This is a genomic window from Arthrobacter sp. Edens01, assembly GCF_001307035.1.
Classification (GTDB): domain Bacteria; phylum Actinomycetota; class Actinomycetes; order Actinomycetales; family Micrococcaceae; genus Arthrobacter_B.
In genome coordinates, this window is the sequence record NZ_LKIU01000002.1 from 598,758 (window position 1) to 621,529 (window position 22,772).

Annotated in this window: 19 protein-coding genes; 10 read left to right on the top strand and 9 right to left on the bottom strand. The window is 66.1% G+C overall.

The annotated features are described in order from the left end of the window. The 7 genes from hemG (at window position 1) to hemL (ending at window position 7,595) form a co-directional block, all read left to right on the top strand. Window positions 1-1,470, top strand: coding sequence for a protoporphyrinogen oxidase (hemG, locus tag AO716_RS03230; RefSeq protein WP_055239498.1), 1,470 nt, complete (start codon window positions 1-3; stop codon window positions 1,468-1,470). A 67-nt stretch (window positions 1,471-1,537) separates the two neighbouring features. Continuing rightward, a complete protein-coding gene (gene hemQ / locus AO716_RS03235) occupies window positions 1,538-2,242 on the top strand; it encodes a hydrogen peroxide-dependent heme synthase (RefSeq protein WP_055239499.1) in 705 nt (234 codons plus the stop codon). After that, the gene (locus AO716_RS03240) at window positions 2,239-3,429 is read left to right on the top strand and encodes a ferrochelatase (RefSeq protein WP_055239500.1); all 1,191 of its coding nucleotides are present in this window, start codon (window positions 2,239-2,241) and stop codon (window positions 3,427-3,429) included. The genes hemQ and AO716_RS03240 overlap by 4 nt, the downstream gene beginning before the upstream one ends. Continuing rightward, a complete protein-coding gene (gene hemC, locus AO716_RS03245; protein WP_200907578.1) occupies window positions 3,429-4,382 on the top strand; it encodes a hydroxymethylbilane synthase in 954 nt (317 codons plus the stop codon). Before AO716_RS03240 ends, hemC begins: the two co-directional genes overlap by 1 nt. Before the next feature lie 14 nt (window positions 4,383-4,396). Continuing rightward, window positions 4,397-5,299 carry a uroporphyrinogen-III synthase gene (locus AO716_RS03250; RefSeq protein ID WP_055239501.1) on the top strand — a complete coding sequence of 301 codons (903 nt, stop codon included), beginning with the start codon at window positions 4,397-4,399 and terminating at the stop codon, window positions 5,297-5,299. Further along, window positions 5,296-6,279, top strand: coding sequence for a porphobilinogen synthase (hemB, locus tag AO716_RS03255; protein WP_055239502.1), 984 nt, complete (start codon window positions 5,296-5,298; stop codon window positions 6,277-6,279). Before AO716_RS03250 ends, hemB begins: the two co-directional genes overlap by 4 nt. Continuing rightward, window positions 6,279-7,595, top strand: coding sequence for a glutamate-1-semialdehyde 2,1-aminomutase (gene hemL / locus AO716_RS03260; RefSeq protein ID WP_055239503.1), 1,317 nt, complete (start codon window positions 6,279-6,281; stop codon window positions 7,593-7,595). Before hemB ends, hemL begins: the two co-directional genes overlap by 1 nt. A gap of 82 nt (window positions 7,596-7,677) precedes the next feature. Here the strand turns inward: hemL and AO716_RS03265 are convergent, their stop codons facing one another. The 6 genes from AO716_RS03265 to AO716_RS03290 all read right to left on the bottom strand — a co-directional run bounded on the left by AO716_RS03265 (window position 7,678) and on the right by AO716_RS03290 (window position 13,433). Continuing rightward, a complete protein-coding gene (locus tag AO716_RS03265; RefSeq protein ID WP_235471981.1) occupies window positions 7,678-8,496 on the bottom strand; it encodes an ABC transporter permease subunit in 819 nt (272 codons plus the stop codon). After that, a complete protein-coding gene (locus AO716_RS03270) occupies window positions 8,493-9,437 on the bottom strand; it encodes an ABC transporter ATP-binding protein (protein WP_055239505.1) in 945 nt (314 codons plus the stop codon). The genes AO716_RS03265 and AO716_RS03270 overlap by 4 nt, the downstream gene beginning before the upstream one ends. A 137-nt stretch (window positions 9,438-9,574) precedes the next feature. After that, entirely contained in the window at window positions 9,575-10,414 is an 840-nt protein-coding gene (locus AO716_RS03275) for a MetQ/NlpA family ABC transporter substrate-binding protein (RefSeq protein ID WP_055239506.1), read from the bottom strand. Window positions 10,415-10,540: 126 nt separating this feature from the next. Beyond that, window positions 10,541-11,341, bottom strand: coding sequence for a methionine ABC transporter permease (locus AO716_RS03280; RefSeq protein ID WP_082413271.1), 801 nt, complete (start codon window positions 11,339-11,341; stop codon window positions 10,541-10,543). Then, window positions 11,338-12,318: a methionine ABC transporter ATP-binding protein gene (locus AO716_RS03285; protein WP_055239507.1), complete on the bottom strand. Its 981-nt coding sequence runs from the start codon at window positions 12,316-12,318 to the stop codon at window positions 11,338-11,340. The genes AO716_RS03280 and AO716_RS03285 overlap by 4 nt, the downstream gene beginning before the upstream one ends. 272 nt (window positions 12,319-12,590) lie before the next feature. Beyond that, window positions 12,591-13,433, bottom strand: coding sequence for a 3'-5' exonuclease (locus tag AO716_RS03290; protein WP_082413272.1), 843 nt, complete (start codon window positions 13,431-13,433; stop codon window positions 12,591-12,593). A gap of 70 nt (window positions 13,434-13,503) precedes the next feature. On the opposite strand from AO716_RS03290, the gene AO716_RS03295 reads away from it, so the two are divergent. Genes AO716_RS03295 through AO716_RS03305 form a run of 3 tightly spaced genes read left to right on the top strand, consistent with a single transcriptional unit; the run spans window position 13,504 to window position 20,596 of the window. After that, a complete protein-coding gene (locus AO716_RS03295; RefSeq protein ID WP_055239508.1) occupies window positions 13,504-13,920 on the top strand; it encodes an MGMT family protein in 417 nt (138 codons plus the stop codon). Next, window positions 13,917-17,141, top strand: coding sequence for an ATP-dependent helicase (locus AO716_RS03300; RefSeq protein ID WP_055239509.1), 3,225 nt, complete (start codon window positions 13,917-13,919; stop codon window positions 17,139-17,141). Before AO716_RS03295 ends, AO716_RS03300 begins: the two co-directional genes overlap by 4 nt. Further along, a complete protein-coding gene (locus AO716_RS03305) occupies window positions 17,138-20,596 on the top strand; it encodes an ATP-dependent helicase (protein ID WP_055239510.1) in 3,459 nt (1,152 codons plus the stop codon). The genes AO716_RS03300 and AO716_RS03305 overlap by 4 nt, the downstream gene beginning before the upstream one ends. A 113-nt stretch (window positions 20,597-20,709) precedes the next feature. On the opposite strand, the gene AO716_RS03310 is transcribed toward AO716_RS03305, so the two are convergent. The 3 genes from AO716_RS03310 to AO716_RS03320 are packed head-to-tail and all read right to left on the bottom strand — an operon-like array spanning window position 20,710 to window position 22,708. Beyond that, window positions 20,710-21,405 (bottom strand): hypothetical protein, encoded by a 696-nt coding sequence (locus AO716_RS03310; RefSeq protein ID WP_055239511.1) that lies wholly within the window; start codon window positions 21,403-21,405, stop codon window positions 20,710-20,712. Then, the gene (locus tag AO716_RS03315) at window positions 21,402-22,331 is read right to left on the bottom strand and encodes an ABC transporter ATP-binding protein (RefSeq protein WP_055239512.1); all 930 of its coding nucleotides are present in this window, start codon (window positions 22,329-22,331) and stop codon (window positions 21,402-21,404) included. The genes AO716_RS03310 and AO716_RS03315 overlap by 4 nt, the downstream gene beginning before the upstream one ends. Next, entirely contained in the window at window positions 22,328-22,708 is a 381-nt protein-coding gene (locus AO716_RS03320) for a GntR family transcriptional regulator (RefSeq protein ID WP_055239513.1), read from the bottom strand. The genes AO716_RS03315 and AO716_RS03320 overlap by 4 nt, the downstream gene beginning before the upstream one ends. Between the last annotated feature and the right edge of the window lie 64 nt (window positions 22,709-22,772).

The following is a 22,772-nucleotide window of genomic DNA, read 5'->3' on the forward strand; positions in this document are numbered from 1 at the left end:
ATGCCCGCTTCGCGCAGCAATCCCGGCCAGCCGGCGTCCGAAGTCACGCGTCCCGCGGCAGTGGTGGTGGGCGGCGGCATTTCCGGACTCATCGCCGCCCGTGACCTCGCCCGTGAGGGTTTTGAGGTGACGGTGCTGGAAGCAGCCGATGCCTTCGGCGGATGCGTCGGCACCCATACCGTGGCCGGCCTGCAGCTGGACAGCGGGGCGGAGTCCTACGCAAGCCGCTCACCTGCCGTTCCCGGCCTCCTGGCGGAGCTTGGCCTGCAGGAGAAGATTGTGCAGCCGAATCCTGACGGAGCATGGCTCCAGCTGGGCGGAGCGGATCTGGCTGCCGCCGCCCAGCGCATGCCGCAGACCGGACTGCTGGGCATCCCCGCCGATCCGCGCGCTGAGGAAATCGCGCGTGCCATTGGCCGGACCGGCGTAGCCCGGGCATCCCTGGACCGGCTGCTCCCGGTTGCACCCCTGCTGCGCCGTGAACAGGTCAGCCTTGGCGAAGTGGTGCGCTCGCGGATGGGGGACGCCGTCCTCAAACGCCTGGTGACTCCTGTAGTTGGCGGGGTCTACTCCGCGGACCCCGACGTACTGGACGCAGATTCAGTGGCTCCCGGTCTGCGCAAAGCCATGGCCGAGCACGGATCACTGGGTGCCGCGGTCGGAGCCATGCGGAAGGCGGCCCCAGCCGGATCCACCGTCGCCTCCCTCCGGGGTGGCATGGGCACCCTGAGCCGCGCGCTGACCGAGGACCTTGCTGCCCGTGGCGTGCACCTGTACGCCGGCACCCCGGTGACCGGGATCGAGCGCACAGGCACTGGTTTCCGGGTGAGCGCGGCAGGCACCGCCTATGCGGCTGCCGCGCTGGTCGTGGCAGCAGACGGACCGTCGGCCGTTGACCTGCTGGCGCCGTGCGTGCCCGAACTCGAGGCGTACCGCCCGGGCCCGGGCCCCGGCGTCGCGCTTGTCACCCTGGTGGTCGACAAACCCGAACTTGATGCCGCGCCGCGGGGGACCGGTGTGCTGGTATCCCGGGATGCCGAAGCCGTGCAGGCCAAGGCGCTGACCCACGCTACTGCCAAGTGGCAGTGGCTGGCCGATTCCACCGGTCCCGGAACGCACGTGCTGCGGCTGTCTTACGGCCGCGGGCTCGGGCCCGGACAGGAGGCGGACGCAACTGCCCTCCGCCCGGACGGGGAACTCTTCGAAGCGGCTCTGGCGGATGCGTCTGCGCTGCTTCAGGTGCCGCTCGAAAAGGCGGACGTTATTGGCTGGGACGTGGTCCGCTGGATTGGCGCGCTGCCGTCCGCGACCGTGGGCCACGCTGACCGGGTGGCTTCCGTGCGTGCTGCAGTTGCAGAGGTGCACGGACTCGAAGTGGTGGGCGCCTGGCTTGCAGGCACCGGCCTGGCCGCAGTGACTGCGGACACAAGGTACCGGACCGAGCACCTTGCCGAAGCCGTAAAATCATAAAAATGTTCTACGCTTTGTAGAAGTTCCGTATTCGCCTAAGCCTGCCGGAAGCGGCAGACTGTAAGTCATGAGTGAGTCCATGGGTCAGAACGCACCAGCCGAAGCCGAAACACAAGAACAGTTCTTCACACTTTGGACCGTTTTCAAGCGGTCAGATCTCCCCCGTGAAACCAGCGACGGCGCCTCGGGCGCCTTCGAGGAACTGGTGGGCAGCTTCGCTGCCGATAATGTAACCCTCCGCGGCATCTACGACGTTTCCGGCATGCGTGCCGATGCAGACATCATGATCTGGCTGCACGGCGGAAAGGCTGAAGCCCTGCAGGCTGCCCTGCGGCAGGTGCGGCGCTCCGAGCTCTTCGCCGGCACCGAGATTGCCTGGTCCGCCATGGGCGTGCACCGTGACGCCGAGTTCTCCAAGAACCACTGGCCCTCCTTCGCCCGCGGCATCGATCCCGAATCCTGGATCTGCGTGTACCCGTTCGTCCGCTCCTACGAGTGGTACCTGCTGCCAGCCGAAGAGCGCGGCGCCATGCTCCGCGACCACGGGATGCTGGGCCGGGAATTCCCGCAGGTCCTTGCTAACACCGTCGCCTCGTTCGCCCTGAACGACTGGGAGTGGATCCTGGGACTTGAAGCCCCCAACCTGGTGGACCTCGTGGACATGATGCGCCACCTGCGTTCCACTGAAGCGCGCAACCACGTGCGTGAAGAAACCCCCTTCTACACCGGCCGGCGCATCAGCGCTGCCGAAGTTTCCGAGGTGCTCCGATGACTTCACACTCCTCCGAATCCACCTTCAACCCGCTGGAAGGCGTCAGCGAGGACGGCGTGATGGCTCCCGCTGAATACGATGCCATCCTGCTCGCTTCCTTCGGCGGCCCCGAAGGCCAGGAAGACGTTATCCCCTTCCTGCGCAACGTGACGCGCGGACGCGGGATCCCCGATGAACGGCTCGAGGAAGTCGCCACCCACTACCGGGCCAACGGCGGCATCAGCCCCATCAACGAGCAGAACCGCGCGCTCAAGGCAGCTCTTGAAGCTGAGCTGGACCGCCGCGGGATCAAACTGCCCGTGCTGTGGGGCAACCGCAACTGGGATCCCTACATCAAGGATGTCCTCCAGGACGCGTACGACGCCGGTTACCGCCGCCTGCTGATGGTCACCACCAGCGTCTACTCCTGCTACTCCTCCTGCCGCCAGTACCGCGAAGACCTGGGCATCAACCTGGTTGAGACCGGGCTGGACAAGAAGCTGCAGGTGGACAAGGTCCGGCAGTACTTCGACCACCCGGGCTTCGTGGAGCCCTTCGTCGAAGGCGTCCGGGAGTCCCTGGCCAGGGTCCGGGAACAGCTGGCGGAAGCCGGGAAGGAAAACGGGAAGATCGAAATCCTGTTCTCCACCCACTCCATTCCCACCGCCGATGCGGAAGCGTCCGGCCCGCGCGACGTTGAGTTCGAAGAAGGCAGCGCCTACGTTGCCCAGCACCTGGCCAATGCGCGGGCCATCATGGACCGCGTTCCCGAGGCCGCCGGCCTGGACTGGCAGCTGGTGTACCAGTCCCGCTCCGGTGCCCCGCACATTCCGTGGCTGGAGCCTGACATCAACGACGCCATCGCCGAGCTGCCCGCCAAGGGCGTGGACGGCGTCGTCATTGTTCCGCTGGGCTTTGTCAGCGACCACATGGAAGTCATCTGGGACCTGGACACCGAGGCCATGGAGACCTGCACCGAGCTGGGCCTGGCCGCCCACCGTGCCCCCACCCCCGGGATCCACGAGAAGTTCGTTTCCGGACTGGTGGACCTGCTGTGCGAGCGCACGGTTGAAAACCACATTGCCGAGCGTCCAGCACTCACCAAGCTGGGACCCTGGTACGACGTTTGCCGTCCCGGGTGCTGCGCGAACCTGCGCGGTGAAAAGCCCACCATTGCAGGGGCGGATTCAACAGTAGGTGTGCAGTAGTGGCACATTCGCCGGTGCTGATCGGCACCCGCGGCTCAGCGCTGGCGGTCACCCAGACCACCACCGTTGCGAACACGCTGGCCGAACTTGGCGGTTTCGACGTTGACCTTGTGCGCGTCCGGACCGAGGGCGACGTGAACCGTGCCGCCCTGTCACAGATCGGCGGAACCGGGGTGTTCGTAGCCGCGCTCCGCGAATCCCTGCTGGCAGGGGACTGCGACGTCGCCGTGCACTCGCTCAAAGACCTGCCCACCGCCGAGGCTGACGGGCTGACCATCGGCGCCATCCCTGCCAGGGTGGATGTCCGGGACGCGCTCTGCGCGCGGGACTCGCTGACCCTGGCGCAGCTGCCTGCCGGTGCAAAGGTTGGGACGGGCTCGCCGCGGCGGGCTGCCCAGCTTCGCGCTGCCCGGCCGGATCTTGAAATCGTGGATATCCGCGGCAACGTGGACACCCGCCTTGCCCGCGTTGCCGGGCTGGTGGACGGCGGCCCGGGAGACCTCGACGCCGTCGTGCTGGCCGCTGCAGGCCTGAGCCGGCTGGGACGCCTGGACATGGTTTCGGAGTTCCTGGACCCAGCCGTCATGCTGCCTGCCCCCGGACAGGGTGCGCTGGCAGTTGAATGCCGTACCTCCGACGCAGCCGAGGGACCGCTCAGCCGTGCCTTGGCCGCCTATGACGACACCGCCAGCCGGCTCGCCGTGACTGCCGAGCGTGCGCTGCTGCAGCGGCTGGAGGCCGGCTGCACGGCGCCGATCGGTGCGCTGGCCCGGGTCACTGAACAGGGCCTGGCCCTGGAAGCAGTGGTCTGCAGTGACGACGGAACCCGGATCCTCCGGCGGTATTCCTCCACGATGCAGGTGGACGAAGACGGTGCACGGGCCCTCGGGATCCGCATGGCGGAAGACCTCCTGGCGGCTGGCGCAGCGGATCTGACCGAGCTGGCATCCTAAGCGGCCGCGCCTAGATGACCGGAGGAAGCAGCAGGGAGAACCGGGCCGCAGGCGGGTCCGGCGGTTCCCTGTCCGGAGCTGACGTGGTGCTGCTGCGCAGTCCCGGCCGCGCAGGCCCCATGACCCGCGAACTTCGTTCCCGGGGAGCGCGGGTACATCTGATGCCCCTGATCGACTTCCAGCGGCCGGCGGACACCGAACCGGTTTCCGCCGGCCTGCGCAGGCTTGGTGCAGGGGACTTCACCTGGATTATCTTTACGTCCGCTACGACCGTCGGGGCTCTCTCCCTCGCTGCGGAGGACCTCGGCGGAACCCTGCCCGGCCTGTGCTCCGGCACGCGGGTGGCAGCCGTCGGCAAGGGAACGGCCCGTGCACTCGAAGCGGCCGGCATCTCAACGGACCTGCTTCCCGGCGCGGACCAGTCAGCACGCGGGCTCGCCGCGGCATGGCCGGCGTCGGAAGACGGAGCGAACCGGGTTTTCCTGCCGCAGGCGAACATAGCCGATCCGTTCCTGCGGACCGCGCTGGCTGCCTCCGGCTGGGACGTCTGCACCGTTGCCGCATACGAGACGGTGGACTATCCGGCTCCGGAAGACCGCCGAATCAGCGCCGAGCCGGAGGGCGACCAGGAACTGCTTTCCCCGTCCCGGTACCGTGCCGGCGCAGCGTTCCCGCACGCCGTCGTCGTAACCTCTCCCAGCACCGCCCGGCGGTTCGTCCGCGATGCACTGGTGCCCGGAACCGCCGTGCTCGCAGCCATCGGTGATCCCACGGCCGCCGAACTGCGCGGGCTGGGCCATCCGGCGGCCGCCACGGCAGAGCACCCCACTCCCGCCGGAATCGCCCGTGCCGTGGAAGCGGCGCTGGCAACCATAGATTTCCCACACCCTGACCCGGAAGGCAGAGAACAGCCATGAGCTTCCCCCAGCACCGCCCCCGCCGGCTGCGGACCACACCGGCCATGCGGCGGATGACCGCCGAATACCGCCTCGATCCGGCCGAACTCGTGCTCCCGGCCTTCATCCGCGAAGGCATCACGGAACCGAACCCCATCACCTCGATGCCCGGCGTCGTGCAGCACACCACACAGACGCTCAAACGCGCCGCTGCTGAAGCCGTGGAGCTCGGCGTCGGCGGCATCATGCTCTTCGGCATCCCCGCTGAGCGAGATGCCGAAGGCAGCGCCGGAACCGATCCCGAAGGCGTGCTGAACAAGGCAATCGCTGACGTGCGTGCTGAAGTCGGCGACGACCTGGTGATCATGAGTGACGTCTGCCTGGACGAATTCACCGACCACGGCCACTGCGGTGTGCTCGATTCAAACGGCGTGGTGGACAACGACACCACTCTTGAAATCTACGGCCGCATGGCAGTGGAGCAGGCCCGCGCCGGAGCGCACGTCCTCGGCCCGTCCGGCATGATGGACGGCCAGGTCGCCGTGATCCGCCACGCCCTTGACCGGGCAGGGTTCCAGGACGTCTCAGTCATTGCCTACGCCGCAAAGTACGCGTCGGCGTTCTACGGTCCGTTCCGTGAGGCAGTGGACTCCCAGCTCAAGGGAGACCGGCGAACCTACCAGATGGACGCAGCCAACCGCCGCGAAGCACTCCTGGAGGTCGAGCTCGACCTCGAAGAGGGCGCAGACATGGTCATGGTCAAGCCGGCCATGAGCTACCTGGACATCCTCGCGGATGTCGCGGCGATGTCCCCGGTTCCGGTAGCGGCTTACCAGATCTCCGGCGAATACGCGATGATCGAAGCTGCGGCCGCGAACGGCTGGATCGACCGCCGCCGCGCCATCGAAGAATCCGTCCTCGGCATCAAGCGTGCCGGTGCCAACATCATTCTCACGTACTGGGCTGCCGAGCTGGCCGCCTGGCTGAAGGAAAGCAAGTAATGACCCAGACGACCTCCTCCGAAGAGCTCTTTGACCGCGCCCGTGCCCTGATGCCCGGCGGCGTGAACTCACCCGTGCGCGCCTTCGGCTCGGTGGGCGGCACCCCGCGCTTCCTGGTTTCCGCCAAGGGCCCGTACGTCACCGACTCCGAGGGCCGCGAATATGTGGACCTGGTTTGCTCCTGGGGCCCGGCGCTGGTGGGCCACTCCCACCCCGACGTCCTGGCCGCCGTGCATGCCGCAGTTGACCGCGGACTGTCCTTTGGCGCTTCCACTCCGGCAGAGGCCGAGCTGGCAGCCCTGGTGATGGACCGGGTCAAGCCGGTTGAGCGCCTGCGCATGGTGTCCACCGGCACCGAAGCCACCATGACAGCCGTGCGCCTGGCCCGGGGATTCACCGGCAGGAACCTGGTTATCAAGTTCGCCGGCTGCTACCACGGCCACCTGGATTCCCTGCTCGCATCCGCCGGTTCCGGCGTCGCGACCCTGGCGCTGCCCGGCTCCGCCGGCGTTACCGAGGCCACTGCAGCGGAGACGCTGGTGCTGCCCTACAACGACGTCGCTGCCGTGGAAGCAGCGTTCGCCGAGCACGGCGCGAACATCGCTGCTGTCATCACCGAGGCGGCCCCCGCGAATATGGGTGTTGTTACCCCTGCTGAGGGCTTCAACGCCGCGTTGTCCCGAATCACCACGGCCCACGGCGCCCTGCTCATCCTTGACGAAGTCCTCACCGGCTTCCGCACCTCCCCTGCGGGCTACTGGGGTCTGACCGGCCAGAAGGAAGGCTGGGCTCCGGACCTGTACACCTTCGGCAAGGTCATTGGTGGCGGCATGCCCGTAGCTGCCCTGGGCGGCCGCGCCGAGGTCATGGACTACCTGGCGCCAATCGGCCCGGTCTACCAGGCCGGCACCCTGTCCGGTAACCCGATCGCCATGGCTGCCGGCGTAGCAACGCTGACCGCAGCCACCGCCGAGGTCTATGCGAACATCGACGCACGCTCGGCCCAGCTGTCCCAGGCTGTCTCCGATGCGCTCTCCGCAGAAGGCGTGAACCACAGCGTCCAGCGTGCCGGAAACCTGTTCAGCATCGCGTTCGGCAGTGCCGGGAACGGGGTACACAACTACGCTGACGCCCTGGCCCAGGAAGCATTCCGCTTCAAGCCGTTCTTCCACTCGATGCTTGACTCGGGTGTCTACCTGCCGCCGTCGGTCTTCGAAGCCTGGTTCCTTTCGGGCGCACACGATGACGCCGCGATGGACCGGATCCTGGCGGCCCTGCCGGCAGCAGCGAAGGCTGCGGCTGCCGCCCAGCCCTAGCGCCCTCCCTCCCGCGTCGAGATGACAGAAACTGCCCGTATCAGCACTGATACGGGCAGTTTCTGCTATCTCGGTGAAGTGCCTAGCCCAGGATGTCCCGGCGGTTCAGCGCCCACACCGCCAGCCCCGTGAAAAGGATGCAGGCAGCGGCGAGCAGTCCCAGACCGGGTAAGTCGAAGCCATCCGCCAGAGGGTCGTTCCGGTAGGCCCCGGAATAAGGCGAGAAGTTCCGCAGCCAGTCCAGGTCCGAGTTCTGGTTCGCAAGCGCGTTCATGACGTAACCCGCTGCAGCCACCCCGGCGGCGGTACCCAAGGCCACGGTCCGGCGGCCGGTGAGGGCACCTGCTGCCATCGCGATGCTGCCGGACAGATAACCCAGTCCAAGCCACGCTGCCTCCACTGCCGCCACGTTTGCGGCGTCCAGGCCAAGCTCGGAGGGGCCGCTGAGGGCAAGCACCACTACCGCCGTCGCCACAGCGAACCAGAGGAGCCTCACCAGGATCCCCAGCGCTGACTCCACGGCATACCGGACCCTGCCGACGCCATGGGAAAGGACCAGCTCCAGCCGCCCGGATTCTTCGGCGCCTGCTATTGCCGTGCTTCCCCAGGAAACCGCAGCCGCAGTGATGAGGACGAACCCCAGCAGCCCGAAGAACGTTGCCTGGACGTACCCCGGACCGGAGAGGATGTCCTCGTAGCCCAGGGCATTCACCAGCTCGGGAGGAAGCGAGCTGATCAGGCTGCGCATGTCGGCGCCGTTCATGGAGGGGTAGAGCGGCAGGTAGAGCAGCAGCACGGCGGCAAGGGCCGCGGTCCAGATGAGGGTCGAGCGCCATGAATCGATGACCGCCCTGCGGAAGACCGGCAGCGGTTTTGGCGTGGAGATCATCGGCGGGCTCATTCCGGACCCTTTCGAATGTCCCCGGGAGCGGCGTCGGGCCCGCCGTACAGCTGCAGCACTGATTCCTCGAGGTCAGGTTCTTCCACTGCAAGGTCCAGTATCCGGTGCCGTGCGAGCACCCTGATGAAGGCGTCAACCCCGCCGTCCAGCGTGCCCCGGACACGGGCAGTTCCATCCTGCCACGTGACGGTTCCCTGCAGTCCCGCAGCAGCGAGTTCGTCTTCCAGCACCGGGCCGGCCCCGCCAGCGGCTGCCAGCGAAGCCCTTACATGACGCAGTCGGTTTAGGCGCAGGGAGGCTACGTCCCCCTGCGCCACCACTTTGCCCAGCGAGAGGACGGCAACCTGGTCAGCGCTTTGCTGGATTTCGCTGAGGACGTGGGAGCTGAGCAGGACGGTGCGGCCTGCAGCGCGTGCCTCGGCGAGCATTTCCAGGAACTCGCGCTGGACCAGCGGATCGAGTCCGCTGGTGGGCTCGTCAAGGACCAACAGGTCCGGGTCATGCATAAAGGCCTGCACCAGGCCCAGCTTCTGCCGGTTGCCCTTGGACAGGGTTCGAACCGGCCGGGAAAGGTCCAGACCCAGCCGCTCAGCGAGTGTTTCAACGCGTCCGGCAGGAACCGGTGAGCTGATCTGCGCGAAGTGTTCCAGCAGTGTCCGGCCCCGGGCCCGGCCGTTGAGCCGGAGGTCTCCGGGAACGTAGCCGATTCGGCGGCGCAGGGCGGGTCCGCCGGACCGTGGCGGAACCCCCAGGACGAGGGCCTGGCCCGACGACGGCCGGATGATGTCCAGCAGCATCCGCAGGGTTGTGGTCTTGCCGGAACCGTTGGGGCCGATCAGCCCGAAGACACATCCAGGCTGGACACTCAGGTCCAGTGAATCCACGGCCGTGCGGGACCCGTAGCGCTTGGTCAGCGCCCGGGTTTCTATGACCGGCGGCATTCGGCACCTCCCACTCGGCAGTGGACATTATGCTAGCTCCGCTCCGGGCCGGTTGAACTCCCGAGATAGCAGAAACTGCCCGTATCCGGGATGGATACGGGCAGTTTCTGCTATCTCGATGAGGCGGCGAACCGGGCTTAGAACGCCGGGGTCACGTCACCGTTGGGCCACTTCTCCTCGATGAAGGACTTCACCTCGGGGGAGTGGAGGAGCTCTTCGAGCTTGTCGATCCGGGCGTCCTTGCTGCCGGCCTTCCAAGCCAGCAGGTTGGCGTACGGATTGTTGTCGAGGGACTCCACCAGCAGGGCGTCCTCCGTCTTCAAACCGGCGTCGAGGATGTAGTTGCCGTTGATGATTGCAAGATCCACGGTGGGATCGGAGAGATCGTTGACCAGCAGTTCAGCCTGGTTCTCGACGAAATCCAGGTTCTTCGGGTTCTGCTCGTCGTTCAGCGAGATCACGGAAGCGTCCGCGGGGACATCCTTGAGCAGGCCGGCGTCCTCAAGCAGGGCAAGGGCCCGGGCCTGGTTGGATGGATCATTGGTGATGGCTACGCGGGCACCTTCTTCGACGTCGGAGATGTCCTGGTGCTTTTTGCTGAAGACCGCGTAGGGCTCAATGTGGATGCCTTCCCCGCGCTCAAAGTCGTATCCGCGTTCCTCGATCTGTGCGTCCAGGTAGGCGCTGTGCTGGAAGTAGTTGGCGTCGATTGAGCCGTCATCCAGGGAGATATTCGGGGTCACGTAGTCATCGAACGGAACAACTTCGAGTTCCAGTCCGGCATCTGCGGCGAGGTTGTCGGCCACGTATTCCAGGATGACAGCGTGCGGCTGCGGGCTGGCGCCCACAGTCAAGGAGACCGGATTGGCAGGATCGAGGCTCTCCACAGCGCTGGAGGAGGATTCAGAACCCCCGCAAGCCGTCAGCGCCAGAGCCGCGGCCACGCCGGTGGCCACGAGTGAAAATGCTTTCCGCATTGGATGCGTTTCCTTTCGAAGGTCCGGCCCGGGAACCCCGGGCCGGCTGTTGTGCAGCTAGCGGCTACTGGCTGCAGGCTCCGGCGGGTGCGCAGGCACCGGCCGGAAAAACTGGGGTGCGCGGAATCAGACCCGGGTCCGCGCATCGTCCGTTGCCGGGGCTTCCGCTGCCGGAGCATCCGCGGCCGGGACAGCGGGTGCCGCTGCCCGCGAAGGACGCCGGCGACGCCGCGTGGTGCCCGCTGCTGAACGGTGGTCGACCCTGCGGGCGGCAAAGTCTCCCGCAAGCTGGATGATCTGGACGATCGCAACGATGATGACGATCGTGACGACCATAACGGCCGTGTCGAAGCGCTGGACGCCGTAGTTGTAGGCCAGCCGGCCCAGGCCTCCGCCGCCGATGATGCCTGCCATGGCTGAGTAGCCCACGAGGGTTACCAGGGTGGTGGTCAGGGCTGCGACCAGTCCGGGAAGGGCCTCCGGCATCAGAACCTTGCGGATAACCTGCATCCGGGTGGAACCCATGACCAGGGCAGCATCGATCTTCCCGCCTGCCACATCACGCAGGGAGGTCTCCACCAGGCGTGCGAAGAACGGAATAGTGCCGATGCTCAGGGGCACGCATGCAGCCAGCGGGCCGATCGAGGAACCGGTGACCAGACGGGAGAACGGAATCAGGATCACCATCAGGATCGCGAACGGAATTGAACGCGTGATGTTCACAATGATGTCCGAGAGGATCCGGTTGGTAACCGGCATGGGCCGCAGGCCGCCGGGTGCGGAGGTGTGCAGGAAGATTCCCAGTGGCAGCCCGATGAGGAGCGTGAAGAAACCGGACACACCAACCATCAGCAGGGTGTCGGCCACGGCCTCGGGCAGTGCCTTGGTGATGCCGGGATTGTTCGCAAGTTCTTCGAACAGGTTCATGCTGCCACCTCCACTGAAACGCCCTGGCCGGCCAGGTAGTCCTTCACCGCGTCCATATCCGTCCGTTCGTCGAGCTGCACCCGCAGCCTGCCGAACCGTTCACCGGCGAGAGTCTCGACGCTGCCGGCAAGGACATTGACGTCCGTGTCGAAGCGCCGGGTCAGTCCGGAGAGCACGGGCTCGGTTGCATGTTCGCCAACCATGAGCAGCTCCACCACGGGGCCTCCGGGCACGGGAGGAGTTGCGGGAAGGGGAATCAGCGCCTTGGCCAGACGGCCGCCAAGGTGGGATGCGACTTCCTGCAGCGGGCCGTGTTCCACGACCCGTCCGGCCTCGAGCAGCGAGACCGAGTCGCAGATCCGCTTCACTACGTTCATCTCGTGCGTAATGATCAGCACGGTCAGTCCCAGCCGGTTGGTCAGCTCGGAAATCAGGTCCAGGATTTCATCCGTTGTCCGCGGGTCCAGGGCAGAGGTTGGTTCATCGCAGAGCAGCACGTCCGGCTGTGCCGCCAGGGCGCGGGCTATGCCGACCCGCTGTTTCTGGCCGCCGGAGAGCTGGGCCGGGTAAGCGCCGGCGAAGTCCTGCAGGCCTACGAGCGAAAGCAGTTCGGCAACCCGGGCCTCGGTGTCCTTCCGGCTGGTGCCGACAAGCTCCAGCGGGTGCGCGATGTTGGCTGCCGCCGTGCGTGAATCCATGAGGTTCGCGTGCTGGAACACCATGCCGATGCGGCGGCGTGCCAGCCGGATCTCGGAGTCCTTGACGTTGGTCAGCTCCCGGCCGTCAATCGTGACAGTTCCCGACGTCGGGCGGTCCAGCAGCGTCAGGCAGCGCACCAGGGTCGACTTTCCGGCACCGGAATGGCCGATGATGCCGTGGATCGATCCTTTGGGCACGCTCATGCTGACCCCGTCCAGGGCCACCACGTCACGGGAGCCTTGGCGGTATACCTTGCGCAGGTCGGTAACTGTGATCATTCATCCTCAATGTCTGCGTACTTCGTAGGAGGTCGTGCAGGGGGAAAACAGCCCGGAGGAAGGGACGCCAACGGCCCGGCTGTGTGGGAAGTGCCTGCCAATCGCGTGACACGGGGCGCGTACGGCCGCGCCCGGGCGCCATCAGCGCCTGACACTGTCTTAAGTATGTCAATGCTACGCGGGCGGAGGTCCCATACCGAAATCCGGAATGTGGGGAAGGAACCTGCTGTGCGGGGGATTCCGGGGTATGGACGTGCTGCCCGGGACGTTTACTAGCTGGGGGAAAGTTCCATCACCAGCTGGCCACCGTCCTCCTCCGCCAGCACCGGGACTTCCAGTGCCGGTACAGGGACTTCCGGTCCCGGAACAGCAACAGCGGCGGCCGGGACGGCGGAGGCCGACAATGCAGCAGGAACGGAAACAGCGAACGGTGCGGGCTTGAGCGGCCAGGTGCCGTCGATGACGGCCTCCGGATCGCGGCGGCGCAGGTAGGCCTGGAAACTCGCTGCCTGTTCTGCCGCCCACTGAACCTGCAGGGAGTGCAGCACCGCTGCTTCCTGTGCCATGACGGGGAAGGCATTCGCCACCGCGGCTCCGACGCTGAGGGTTGCCAGCACGTCTGCGGCAGAGGTGTGCGCGTTCTCGAAAGCCACCCCGTAGTGCTCTGCCATGGCGGTCAGGGTGCGCTTTCCGCGGCGGAAGCGGTCTGCCTGCTTATCCATGATGTAGGGATCGATGACAGGATGCGGCACCGGAGCCGTAAGCCCGTGGCGTTCGGCTTCGCGCGCCAGGACAGTGAAGTCGTAGGCGGCATTGAACGCCAGTACCGGGATGCCGGCGGCAAAGGTGTCCGCCAGGACCGCGCTGATCTGGCGGACTGCTTCGGCGGCACTGATTCCGTCGCGGCGGGCCGTTTCGGTGCTCACCCCGTGGATCGCTGCTGCTTCGGCGGGGATTTCGACGCCGGGGTCAACCAGCCATTCATGGTGGGCCATGATGCTCCCGCTGCCGTCCACCAGGATGATGGATGCGGTGACAATACGTGCCTGCTGGGGATCCCGTCCCGTGGTTTCCAGGTCGAAGGATGCTCGGGGAAGTTCGTGCCAGCTCAACATGTATTCAAACCTACCGGCGGGCACGGACATTACCCGGAATCAGCGCGCCGGGCATGGCTAAGCTGGAATCATGCGGGAGGACTTTAGGGAAGCAGTGCTGGCCGTGGCCGCGCTGATTCCGCCTGGCCGGGTGCTGGCCTACGGGGATATTGCCGAACTGCTGGATGCCGGCGGGCCGCGGCAGGTTGGGTCAGTGTTGTCCAGGGAAGGAGGTTCGGTCCCCTGGTGGCGGGTGATCCGATCATCAGGTGAGCCCCCTGCCTGCCACGGACGGCGTGCATGGACGCATTACCTGCGGGAGGAAACTCCACTGCGGGGCAGCGTGGAACCGGACGGGTCCGGTTACCGGGTCCGGATCAGCCAGGCACGGTGGCAGCCCGACGACGCCGGCTGGGAAACACTTGATGCGCTGCGGAACCGCCTGGCTGCCGGCGCATCGCAGGCAAAGCAGGGAATGTCACCGGGACATGGTGAAGTGGAGGTATGAGCATCAACCTGCGGCTAGTTCCGCCCGCCGCGGCCGGCCAGGCCGCACCGCAGCTTAGCCCGGACCAGCGTGCCGCCGTCGAGCGCCCGGCCGGGAGCGGGCCCCTCCTTGTACTGGGCGCACCCGGAACCGGAAAGTCCACGGTCCTGGTGGAAACCGCCGTCGAGCGCATCACACACGGCGGATTGGATCCTGCCGGCGTGCTTCTGCTGGCACCGTCGCGGCTGGCAGCTGCCGCGCTCCGTGATTCGCTGTCCGCCCGGCTGGAGCGAACCATCAGCGCCGCTCCGGCACGGACCTGGGCGTCCTACGCGTTCGATGTCATCCGCCGTGCCAAGGCCGAGGGCCTAATGCCGCACGTTACCCGCGCCCCGAAACTGCTGTCCGGTGCGGAACAGGACGTCATCATCAAGGAGCTGCTCGCCGGGCACGGACAGAACGGCGTGCCGCAGCTGCCCTGGCCCGACTCACTGTCCCTGGCACTGGGCACGAGGGGGTTCCGCCAGGAGATCAGGCAGCTGTTTGACCGGGTGATTGAACTCGGGCTCGCTCCCGAACAGCTGGAGGACTTTGGCCGGCGGTACGGGAGGCAAGACTGGATTGCTGCAGCGCATCTGTACGCCGAATACCGCGATGTCCTGGATCTGCGTATGCCGGAGGCCTTCGACCCCGCCGGGATCATCACTACGGCAACGGACATTCTGGCCTCCGAGCCCGGGTTCCTGGCGGCAGAGCACGAGCGGCTCCAGCTGATCCTCGTTGATGACCTCCAGGAAGCCAACGGCGCGATCCACCGCCTCCTGGGGCTACTGGCCCGGGACCGCGAAGCCGTGGTCACTGCCAGCCCGGACACCGTGGTCCAGGGGTTCCGCGGCGCCCGCCCGGATCTGCTCGGTGACCTGAAGAACGTGCTGGGTTCCGATCTCCAGACCGCGGTGCTGCAGACCCAGCACCGGCTGGCTGAACCCGTCGCCGCCGCCTGGCACCGCTGCGCGTCACGCATTTCCGTGGTGAAGGGACTCGCCGCTGCGCGGACCCCCGGCGGCCGCAGCGGAAATGATGGAACCGGTCCGGTGTCGGCGACGGCCCACGTGGTGGATTCGCCCATGCATGAGCAGCGTTACGTAGCCCAGCGGATCCTGGAAGCGCAGTTGCTGGACGGCCGGCAGCTGGAGGACATCGCCGTGATTGTGCGCACCGGAGGCCAGCTGGCACGGATCCAGCGCTACCTCATCAGCCAGGGGATCGAGGTGCGTGTGCCGGTGGCTGAAAAGGCTGTTCGCGACGAAGCCGCCGTCCGGCCCCTGCTCGATGCCTACGGCGTTGTGCTGGACCAGGACCTGCTGACTCCGGAACTGGCGGTCTCGCTGCTCACTTCACGGATCGGCGGGGCAGGATCGCTGGACCTGCGCAGGCTGCGGCAGGCGCTGCGCCGTGAAGAACTTCGTGCGGGCGGCGGGCGCAGTTCCGACGCCCTGCTGGTGGAGGCACTGCTGGACCCGCTTTCCGACTCCGGGCTGGCGCTCGCCGGACTGGGCTGGGAGGCGGCGCCCGCCAAACGGCTGGCAGCTATGCTGCGTGCCGGCCGCGAAGCAGCTGGGCAGCCCGGTGCCAGTGCCGAGACTGTCCTGTGGGCTTTGTGGTCGACGTCGGGGTGGTCCAAAAAGTGGGCGGAAGCCGCCCTCTCGGGAGGATCGGCGGGAATCCGGGCCGACCGGGACCTGGATGCGATCATGGCACTGTTCCAGACTGCTGAGCGCTACGTCGACCAGCTTCCGGGCTCCACACCGGCACAGTTCCTGGACTACCTCACCAGTTCCGAACTGCCCATGGACACCCTCGCAGCCAGGGCACAGCAGCGTGACGCGGTTGAACTGCTGACCCCGGCCAGCGCCGCAGGGCGCGAATGGCCCGTGGTGATCGTCGCCGGTATCCAGGAGGGTGTCTGGCCCAACCTCCGTCTGCGCGGGGAACTGCTCGGCAGCGGGGACCTGGTGGCAGCCGTCGAGTTCCCCGACACCGACTACCGCTCCGCCCGCAACCCGCAGGCGCTGATGCAGGCGACCCGCTACGACGAACTGCGCAGCTTCTCCACTGCGATCTCCCGCGCCCGGGATGTGCTGGTCTGCACGGCCGTGGCTTCGGATGACGAGCAGCCCTCCCAGTTCCTGGACCTGGTGGACCCGCTGCCCGACGGCGTCGGAGTTCGCCCCCGCACAGAGGTCCTGCGCCCGCTGACCCTGCGCTCCCTCGTCGCGGAACTGAGGGCCCATGCCCAGCAGGCCGAAACCGATCCGGAGACAGCGCGCGAAGCGGCTTTCCACCTCGGCCGGATGCTCCGGCACCCGGTCCGTGTGCCCGGAGCTGCGCCGGCGGAGTGGTGGGGTCTCCGTCCGCTGTCCAGCACCGGACCGATCCTGCCGCCCCAGGCACCCATTCCGGTCTCGCCTTCCAAGGTGGACGCCGTGATGAAATCACCCCTGAGCTGGTTTGTTTCTGCCGTGGGCGGGGAACAGGCCACCGATTTTGCCCGTTCGCTTGGCACACTGGTTCACCAGATCGCCCAGGAGATGCCCGATGCCACCGGCACCGAATACACGCAGGAGCTTCGCAGGCGCTGGCCTTCCCTTGGCATGAAGGACAACTGGGAAGGGAAGACAGATCTCAAGCGGGCCGAAACCATGGTGGGCAAGCTGGCGGAATACGTAATCAAGATGCGCCAGGGCGGCAGGTCCCTGGTTGCCGTGGAACAGGACTTCGAAGCGGCAATTCCGGTGGAAGTCCGAAGCGCAGTCCGGACGGCCCTGCTGCGCGGCCAGATCGACCGGCTGGAGAAGGACGCCGAAGGAAGGCTGTACATCGTGGATCTGAAGACCGGCAGGAGTGCGCCGAAGAAGGCGGACCTCGAAGGGCACCCCCAGCTGGCTTCTTACCAGGAGGCAGTTCGGGAAGGCGCGCTTGACGAGGGTCCACGGGTCCCGGGCGGCGCTGCCCTGGTGCAGCTGGGCACCAGTTCCAAGGGCGTCGCTGTGCAGGAGCAGCCGCCGCTGGGCCCTGATGACACCAGTGCGCTGGAAATGATCCAGCAGGCCGCGGCGCTTATGTCTGATGAGAAGTTCGACACCGTTCATGACCCCGCGCGCAGCGGACACGGCGGACACGGCTGCCGGCTGCCGGAGATCTGCCCGCTGTGCACTGAGGGAAAGCAGGTCACGGAATGAGTGTCGACGTGAGTGATGACGTGGAGCAGAACACGCCGTTCCAGCCGCAGTACTCTGCCAGGAGACTGGCGGAGATGCTGCACGACGGCGATCCGCAGGACGTCCAGTACCCCACCGAGGCCCAGCAGCAGATCATTGAGGGTCCGTTGGAACCGCTGCTGGTGGTGGCCGGAGCAGGGTCTGGAAAGACCAAGACCATGGCCGACCGCGTGGTCTGGCTGGTGGCGAACAAGCTGGTTGCACCGGAACAGATCCTCGGCGTTACCTTTACCCGCAAGGCGGCCGGGGAACTGGCCAGCCGTATCCGCGGACGGCTGCGGCTGCTGGAACGCAAACTGGGGGAGGACACCGGTGACCATGACCCGCAGCTCGAAGCTGCGGTCTCCACCTACCACTCCTATGCCAACGGCATCGTCAATGACTATGGCCTGCGCATCGGCGTCGAACGTGACTCCGTAATGCTCGGAGGTGCCCAGTCCTGGCAGCTGGCCAACGAGGTCGTGGAGGCCTACACCGGGGACTATGAGCATTTCACCGCCGCTAAATCCACTCTGGTCACTTCGGTGCTGCAGATGGCTTCGGAATGCTCTGAGCACCTAAAGACGCCGGCGAGGGTCCGTGCCGAGCTCGAGAAGCATGTGGCCGGGGTTCTGGCCCTGCCGTACCAGGCAGGCAAGCCCAAGCAGCCCACCCAGGCGGCAAAGGACCTGGTCAACAAGCTCCGCACCCGTATCTCGGTTACCGAGCTGGTAGAGGCTTACCAGCGCGCCAAGACTGAGCGCAGGCAGCTGGACTTCGGTGACCTCGTGGCGCTCGCCGCCCGCATTGCCGAAGAGATCCCCGAAGCACGCGAGATGGAACGTGCCAAGTATAAAGTGGTGCTGCTGGACGAGTTCCAGGACACCTCCCACGCCCAAATGGTCTTGTTCTCCACGCTCTTCGGCAACGGCACTCCGGTAACGGCGGTGGGCGATCCGCACCAGTCGATCTACGGTTTCCGCGGGGCATCCGCGGGTCAGCTGGGCACTTTCCGGGAGCATTTCCCGCGGTTCAATTCCGACGGCAGCCGTTCGCTGGCCGGCGTCGCCAACCTGTCCGTGGCCTGGCGGAACTCAACCTCCATCCTCGCTGCTGCCAATGCAGTCTCCGGAGCCCTGAACGCACCGGTGCCGTGGCTGAAGAACAACCGGCCGCTGGACGTCCCGGAACTGCAGGCCAAGCCAAAAGCGCGCGTCGGCGATGTATTCCTGGGCCGCTACCTGAGCGAGAAAACCGTCACCCTGCCGGACGGTACCGTGAGCGTGGGGGAAGCCGAAGCGCTGGCCACCGAGATCGCCCGGGTCCGCACCCAGTGGTTTAGGCACCCCAGCCATGAAACCGATGGCCGGGGGAACGCGCTGCCGCCCACCGTGGCTGTGCTGTGCCGCGGCAAGAAGCAGTTCGACCCGATCCGCCGGGCGCTGGAAGACCGGGGTATCCCCGTGCAGATCGTAGGCCTTGGCGGGCTGCTTTCAACCCCGGAGATCGTGGACCTGCTCGCGGTCCTGAGGGTCCTCAGCGATCCGGGACGCTCTGACTCAATGCTCCGCATCCTTGCCGGGGCGCGCTGGCGCATTGGTCCGGCGGACCTGATGGCGCTGGCTGACTGGTCACGGCACCTTGTCCGGGTCCGGGAACGGGCTGTGCGGGTCCAGGATCTCTCGGATGTACACGGGCCTGATGAAACCGGCGCCGCCGTCGTCGAAACCGATCTCGCGGAAGCCGGAAGCCTGGTGGAAGCCGTGGACTACCTGCCCAAACCGGGATGGGTCTCCAGCGCCGGACGCACGCTGACAGAGGAAGGGCTGGCCCGGCTGAGCGCTCTGCGCGATGAACTGCGGCAGCTGCGCGGGTACGTCGGGGAAGACCTGACCACCCTGATCGGCGAGGTGGAGCGCCGCATCCTGCTGGACATCGAGGTAGCGGCCAAGCCGGGTATCAGCATCCACGAATCCAGGCGGAACCTGGACGCGTTCATCGACGCAGCCGCCACATTCAGTGCCTCCGCGGACCGTGTGGACCTCGCGGCCTTCCTGGCCTGGCTGGAAGTTGCCGACGAGGAGGAGAACGGCCTGCCGGTCACCGCGCTGGAGACCTCCCGCGAAGCAGTCCAGCTGCTGACAGTCCACGCGTCCAAAGGCCTGGAGTGGGATGTAGTGGCCGTACCGGGTCTCTCGGAGGGCCAGTTCCCGAACGTGAAGGATTCACGCTGGAGCAGCGGAAACTCCGCCATCCCGTGGAACCTGCGCGGAGACGGACCGGACCTGCCGCAGTGGGACTGGGAACAGCCGGACCAGAAATCCTGGCTGGAAGCCGAGAAACAGTTTGCCGAAGATGCGCGCGGCCATGCGGAGCGCGAAGAGCGGCGGCTGGCCTACGTGGCTTTCACCCGTGCCAAGGACATCCTGTTCTGCACCTCAAGTGCCTGGGGCGGCGGCCGGACCAAGCCGACACCGGCGTCGCGCTATCAGCTGGAACTCTATGAACTCGGTAAGGGCGGTGCACCCGGCTACCATCTTCTCTCCTGGCTGGAACCGGAGGACGAAGGGGACGAGAACCCGGCGAACGCGGCAGTGGAGCGGGCCAGCTGGCCCAAGGACCCGCTGCCTGCGGAGAGGCGTGCGGCCATGGAAGCCGCCGCCGAAGCTGTGCTCGCCGCTGCCCGCGAATCTGTTCCGCCGGCCGGGTCCCGGGACAAGGGCGCTGTTTCGGAGACCGGGAACGACGTCTTCGAACCCCGGCGCTGGGGGCGGGACGTAGAACTGGTCCTTGCCCGGCACCGTGCGCCGGATGAGGTAATGGAAGTTGAACTGCCCGCCCACATCTCGGCCTCCATGCTCGTGGACCTGCAGGATGATCCTGAGGCAGTGACCCGACAGCTGCGCCGTCCTGTTCCGCGGGAACCGGGGATGGCAGCCCGCAAGGGAACAGCGTTCCACGCCTGGATTGAGGAGTACTTCGGCCGCAGCGGCATGCTCGACATTGACGAGTATCCCGGGGCCGCAGATGCCTACGTTGACGAGGCTTACCAGCTCGAGGACATGGTGGCCACGTTTGAAGCTTCTGAGTGGGCACCGCGGACGCCGGCTTACATAGAGGTTCCGGTTGAGACACGGGTCAACTCGGTCGTCGTCCGGGGACGGATCGATGCCGTGTTCCAGGATGAGGACGGCGGCTGGGACCTGATCGACTGGAAGACGGGGGCTCCGCCTTCGAAGGAGAAGCTGGCCGTCCGCTCGGTGCAGTTGGCGGTTTACCGGCTGGCCTGGGCAAGACTGAAGGGCGTTCCCCTGGAAACGGTCCGTGCGGCGTTCTACTACGTTGCGGCAGACAAAGTGATTCGTCCGCACAACCTTCTTGGGGAAGAGGAGCTGGAACGGATCATCCTCGATGCCGCAGGCGGTCCGGATGCCTAAGGCCGGATGACGCCGGCTATCCGTTCAGGCCATGGCGCGGGCGGAGAAACCTGAACAGCGCCGCCGTCCCGGACAGGACGGCGGCGCTGTTCGTATTGTGTGCTGTGTGCCGGCTACGGGGTGGCCCGGCGGAGCGTCCCGTAGGATCCGGCTGCCAGGACCACTCCGACGAGAAGCAGCCAGCCGGTCAGGGCCAGGGGCGTGAGCTGCATGAACCAGGCGCCCACCGAAGCCCACGAGTCTGTGTATGACGCGAGTCCAACCGCGCCAAGCAGAAGCAGGCCGAATCCGACGAGTGCTGCTACCAGGCCCGTGGTCCTCCATCGCCGGTAAACGGTGGCGAACCAGAAACCGAACATAAACAGGAGAATTGTCAGCGCGAAGTACAGCAGGATCTGGACCCACCAGGCAGACTCAACGACCCAGGGCAGCGCGTAGATGTTCCCGTCGACTCCCCAGCCGTTCGTTGCCTGTTCCACCAGTCCCAGCACCCAGTACAGGACACCCAGTGCGAGTGCCAGGACTGAGAACAGTCCCAATGTTCCGATGTAGAAGGACCGGCGGCTGACGCTCATGGCCTGCGAAAACGGGAAGGTCAGGCTCAGCGACTGGACGCCGGCCGCCAGAAAATACCACATGACCGCCTGGCCGGAGAACGCCATCCTGGTGCCTTCGCCGCCGTCAGACGGGACCATCGCCAGGATCGCGATGGCGATGAGCGTGGATGAGGCGATGATAATTCCCGGGATGCCAAGGTACAGCCACTTGTTCAGCAGCTGCATACGCGCGACGGCGAGGGGGCGGTTCATCGCAGGACCTCCAGATCCTTCTCGTTATTCTCCTGATGGGAGCCGTAGTGTTCGTTGGCTTTGAGGGTGCGCCGGATGATGAGCTGCTGCAGCGACACCGGGGCGAGTTCCAGCCCAAGGGCCTGCGCCCGCTGCCGGTCATCGGCGGACAGCGGAGTGTCCACCGTGACCGAGGCCAAAGCGCCCAGTCCTTCCCGGTGCAGGATCGGACGTCCCGCAACGAACTCCTCCACGGAGGACGATTTCCCTGCCACCGCGAAGGCGGATCCGGTGATGGCTTCCACCTCGTCATCCATCACGATGCGCCCGCGGTCGATGACGATGACGTGTTCGAGCAGGTTCGCCACTTCGTCGATCAGGTGGGAGGAAAGAATGATCGTCCGCGGGTGGTCTGCGAAGTCGGTCAGCAGCCGGTCGTAAAAGAGCTGCCGGGCGACGGCGTCGAGTCCCAGGTACGGTTCGTCGAAGAAAGTCAGCTCTGCCCGGGATGCCAGCCCGATGATCACGCCGACGGCGGACAGCTGGCCACGGGAGAGTTTCTTGATCCGGTGCTTCTTCGGCCGGGGGAGCTGGAAATCCTCGAGCAGGGTGTCCGCGAGGTCCTTGTCCCAGTTGGGGAAGAACAGGGCAGCTGCATCCAGGGCATTCCGGACAGTGAAGTCATCCGGGTATTTCTGCGACTCCCGGACGAAGCACAGCCGGGAGAGGACGTGCTCGTTTTCGAATGGGTTTCCGCCGAACACCCGCACTTCGCCGGAGGTGGCAAAGCCCTGTGCGGTCAAGATGGACATCAGGGTTGTCTTCCCTGCGCCGTTGCGGCCCAGAAGGCCGTAGATGCGGTTTGGGGCGATGTCGAGATTGACGTCGTCAAGGGCCACCTGGTCCTTGTATCGGCGGGTCAGTCCGCGGGTTTCTATGACGTTCATGGTGCCGGGGTCCCTTCGTGTTCAGCGGCACTGCGTTGGATGAGGTTTGTGAGTTCCTCCATGCTGATCCCGAGTTTCCGGGCCTCCAGATGGAGTGGCTGGACGTATTGGCGGTAGAACTGCTCCCGGCGCTTGGCCAGGACCTGTGCACGGGCTCCGGGTGCAACGAACATGCCGATTCCCCGGCGCTTGTAGAGGAGTCCTTCGTCAACCAGAAGGTTCACGCCCTTGGCCGCAGTGGCCGGGTTGATCCGGTAGAAGGCTGCAATCTCATTCGTTGACGGCACCTGTTCCTCCTCCGCCAGCACGCCGTCCAGCACATCTGACTCGATCCGTTCGGCGATCTGCTGGAAGATCGGTTTGCTGTCGTCGATCACGGCATCCTGCTTACGCTGGCTTGTTGGTTCATTACTTGACTAACTAACCATGGAACCAGGATGT

Coding starts and splice junctions, on each gene's coding strand:
- hemG (WP_055239498.1), top strand. CDS start 1: ATGCCCGCTTCGCGCAGCAATCCCGGCCAGCCGGCGTCCGAAGTCACG.
- hemQ (WP_055239499.1), top strand. CDS start 1,538: ATGAGTGAGTCCATGGGTCAGAACGCACCAGCCGAAGCCGAAACACAA.
- AO716_RS03240 (WP_055239500.1), top strand. CDS start 2,239: ATGACTTCACACTCCTCCGAATCCACCTTCAACCCGCTGGAAGGCGTC.
- AO716_RS03250 (WP_055239501.1), top strand. CDS start 4,397: ATGACCGGAGGAAGCAGCAGGGAGAACCGGGCCGCAGGCGGGTCCGGC.
- hemB (WP_055239502.1), top strand. CDS start 5,296: ATGAGCTTCCCCCAGCACCGCCCCCGCCGGCTGCGGACCACACCGGCC.
- hemL (WP_055239503.1), top strand. CDS start 6,279: ATGACCCAGACGACCTCCTCCGAAGAGCTCTTTGACCGCGCCCGTGCC.
- AO716_RS03265 (WP_235471981.1), bottom strand. CDS start 8,496: ATGAGCCCGCCGATGATCTCCACGCCAAAACCGCTGCCGGTCTTCCGC.
- AO716_RS03270 (WP_055239505.1), bottom strand. CDS start 9,437: ATGCCGCCGGTCATAGAAACCCGGGCGCTGACCAAGCGCTACGGGTCC.
- AO716_RS03275 (WP_055239506.1), bottom strand. CDS start 10,414: ATGCGGAAAGCATTTTCACTCGTGGCCACCGGCGTGGCCGCGGCTCTG.
- AO716_RS03280 (WP_082413271.1), bottom strand. CDS start 11,341: ATGAACCTGTTCGAAGAACTTGCGAACAATCCCGGCATCACCAAGGCA.
- AO716_RS03285 (WP_055239507.1), bottom strand. CDS start 12,318: ATGATCACAGTTACCGACCTGCGCAAGGTATACCGCCAAGGCTCCCGT.
- AO716_RS03290 (WP_082413272.1), bottom strand. CDS start 13,433: ATGTTGAGCTGGCACGAACTTCCCCGAGCATCCTTCGACCTGGAAACC.
- AO716_RS03295 (WP_055239508.1), top strand. CDS start 13,504: ATGCGGGAGGACTTTAGGGAAGCAGTGCTGGCCGTGGCCGCGCTGATT.
- AO716_RS03300 (WP_055239509.1), top strand. CDS start 13,917: ATGAGCATCAACCTGCGGCTAGTTCCGCCCGCCGCGGCCGGCCAGGCC.
- AO716_RS03305 (WP_055239510.1), top strand. CDS start 17,138: ATGAGTGTCGACGTGAGTGATGACGTGGAGCAGAACACGCCGTTCCAG.
- AO716_RS03310 (WP_055239511.1), bottom strand. CDS start 21,405: ATGAACCGCCCCCTCGCCGTCGCGCGTATGCAGCTGCTGAACAAGTGG.
- AO716_RS03315 (WP_055239512.1), bottom strand. CDS start 22,331: ATGAACGTCATAGAAACCCGCGGACTGACCCGCCGATACAAGGACCAG.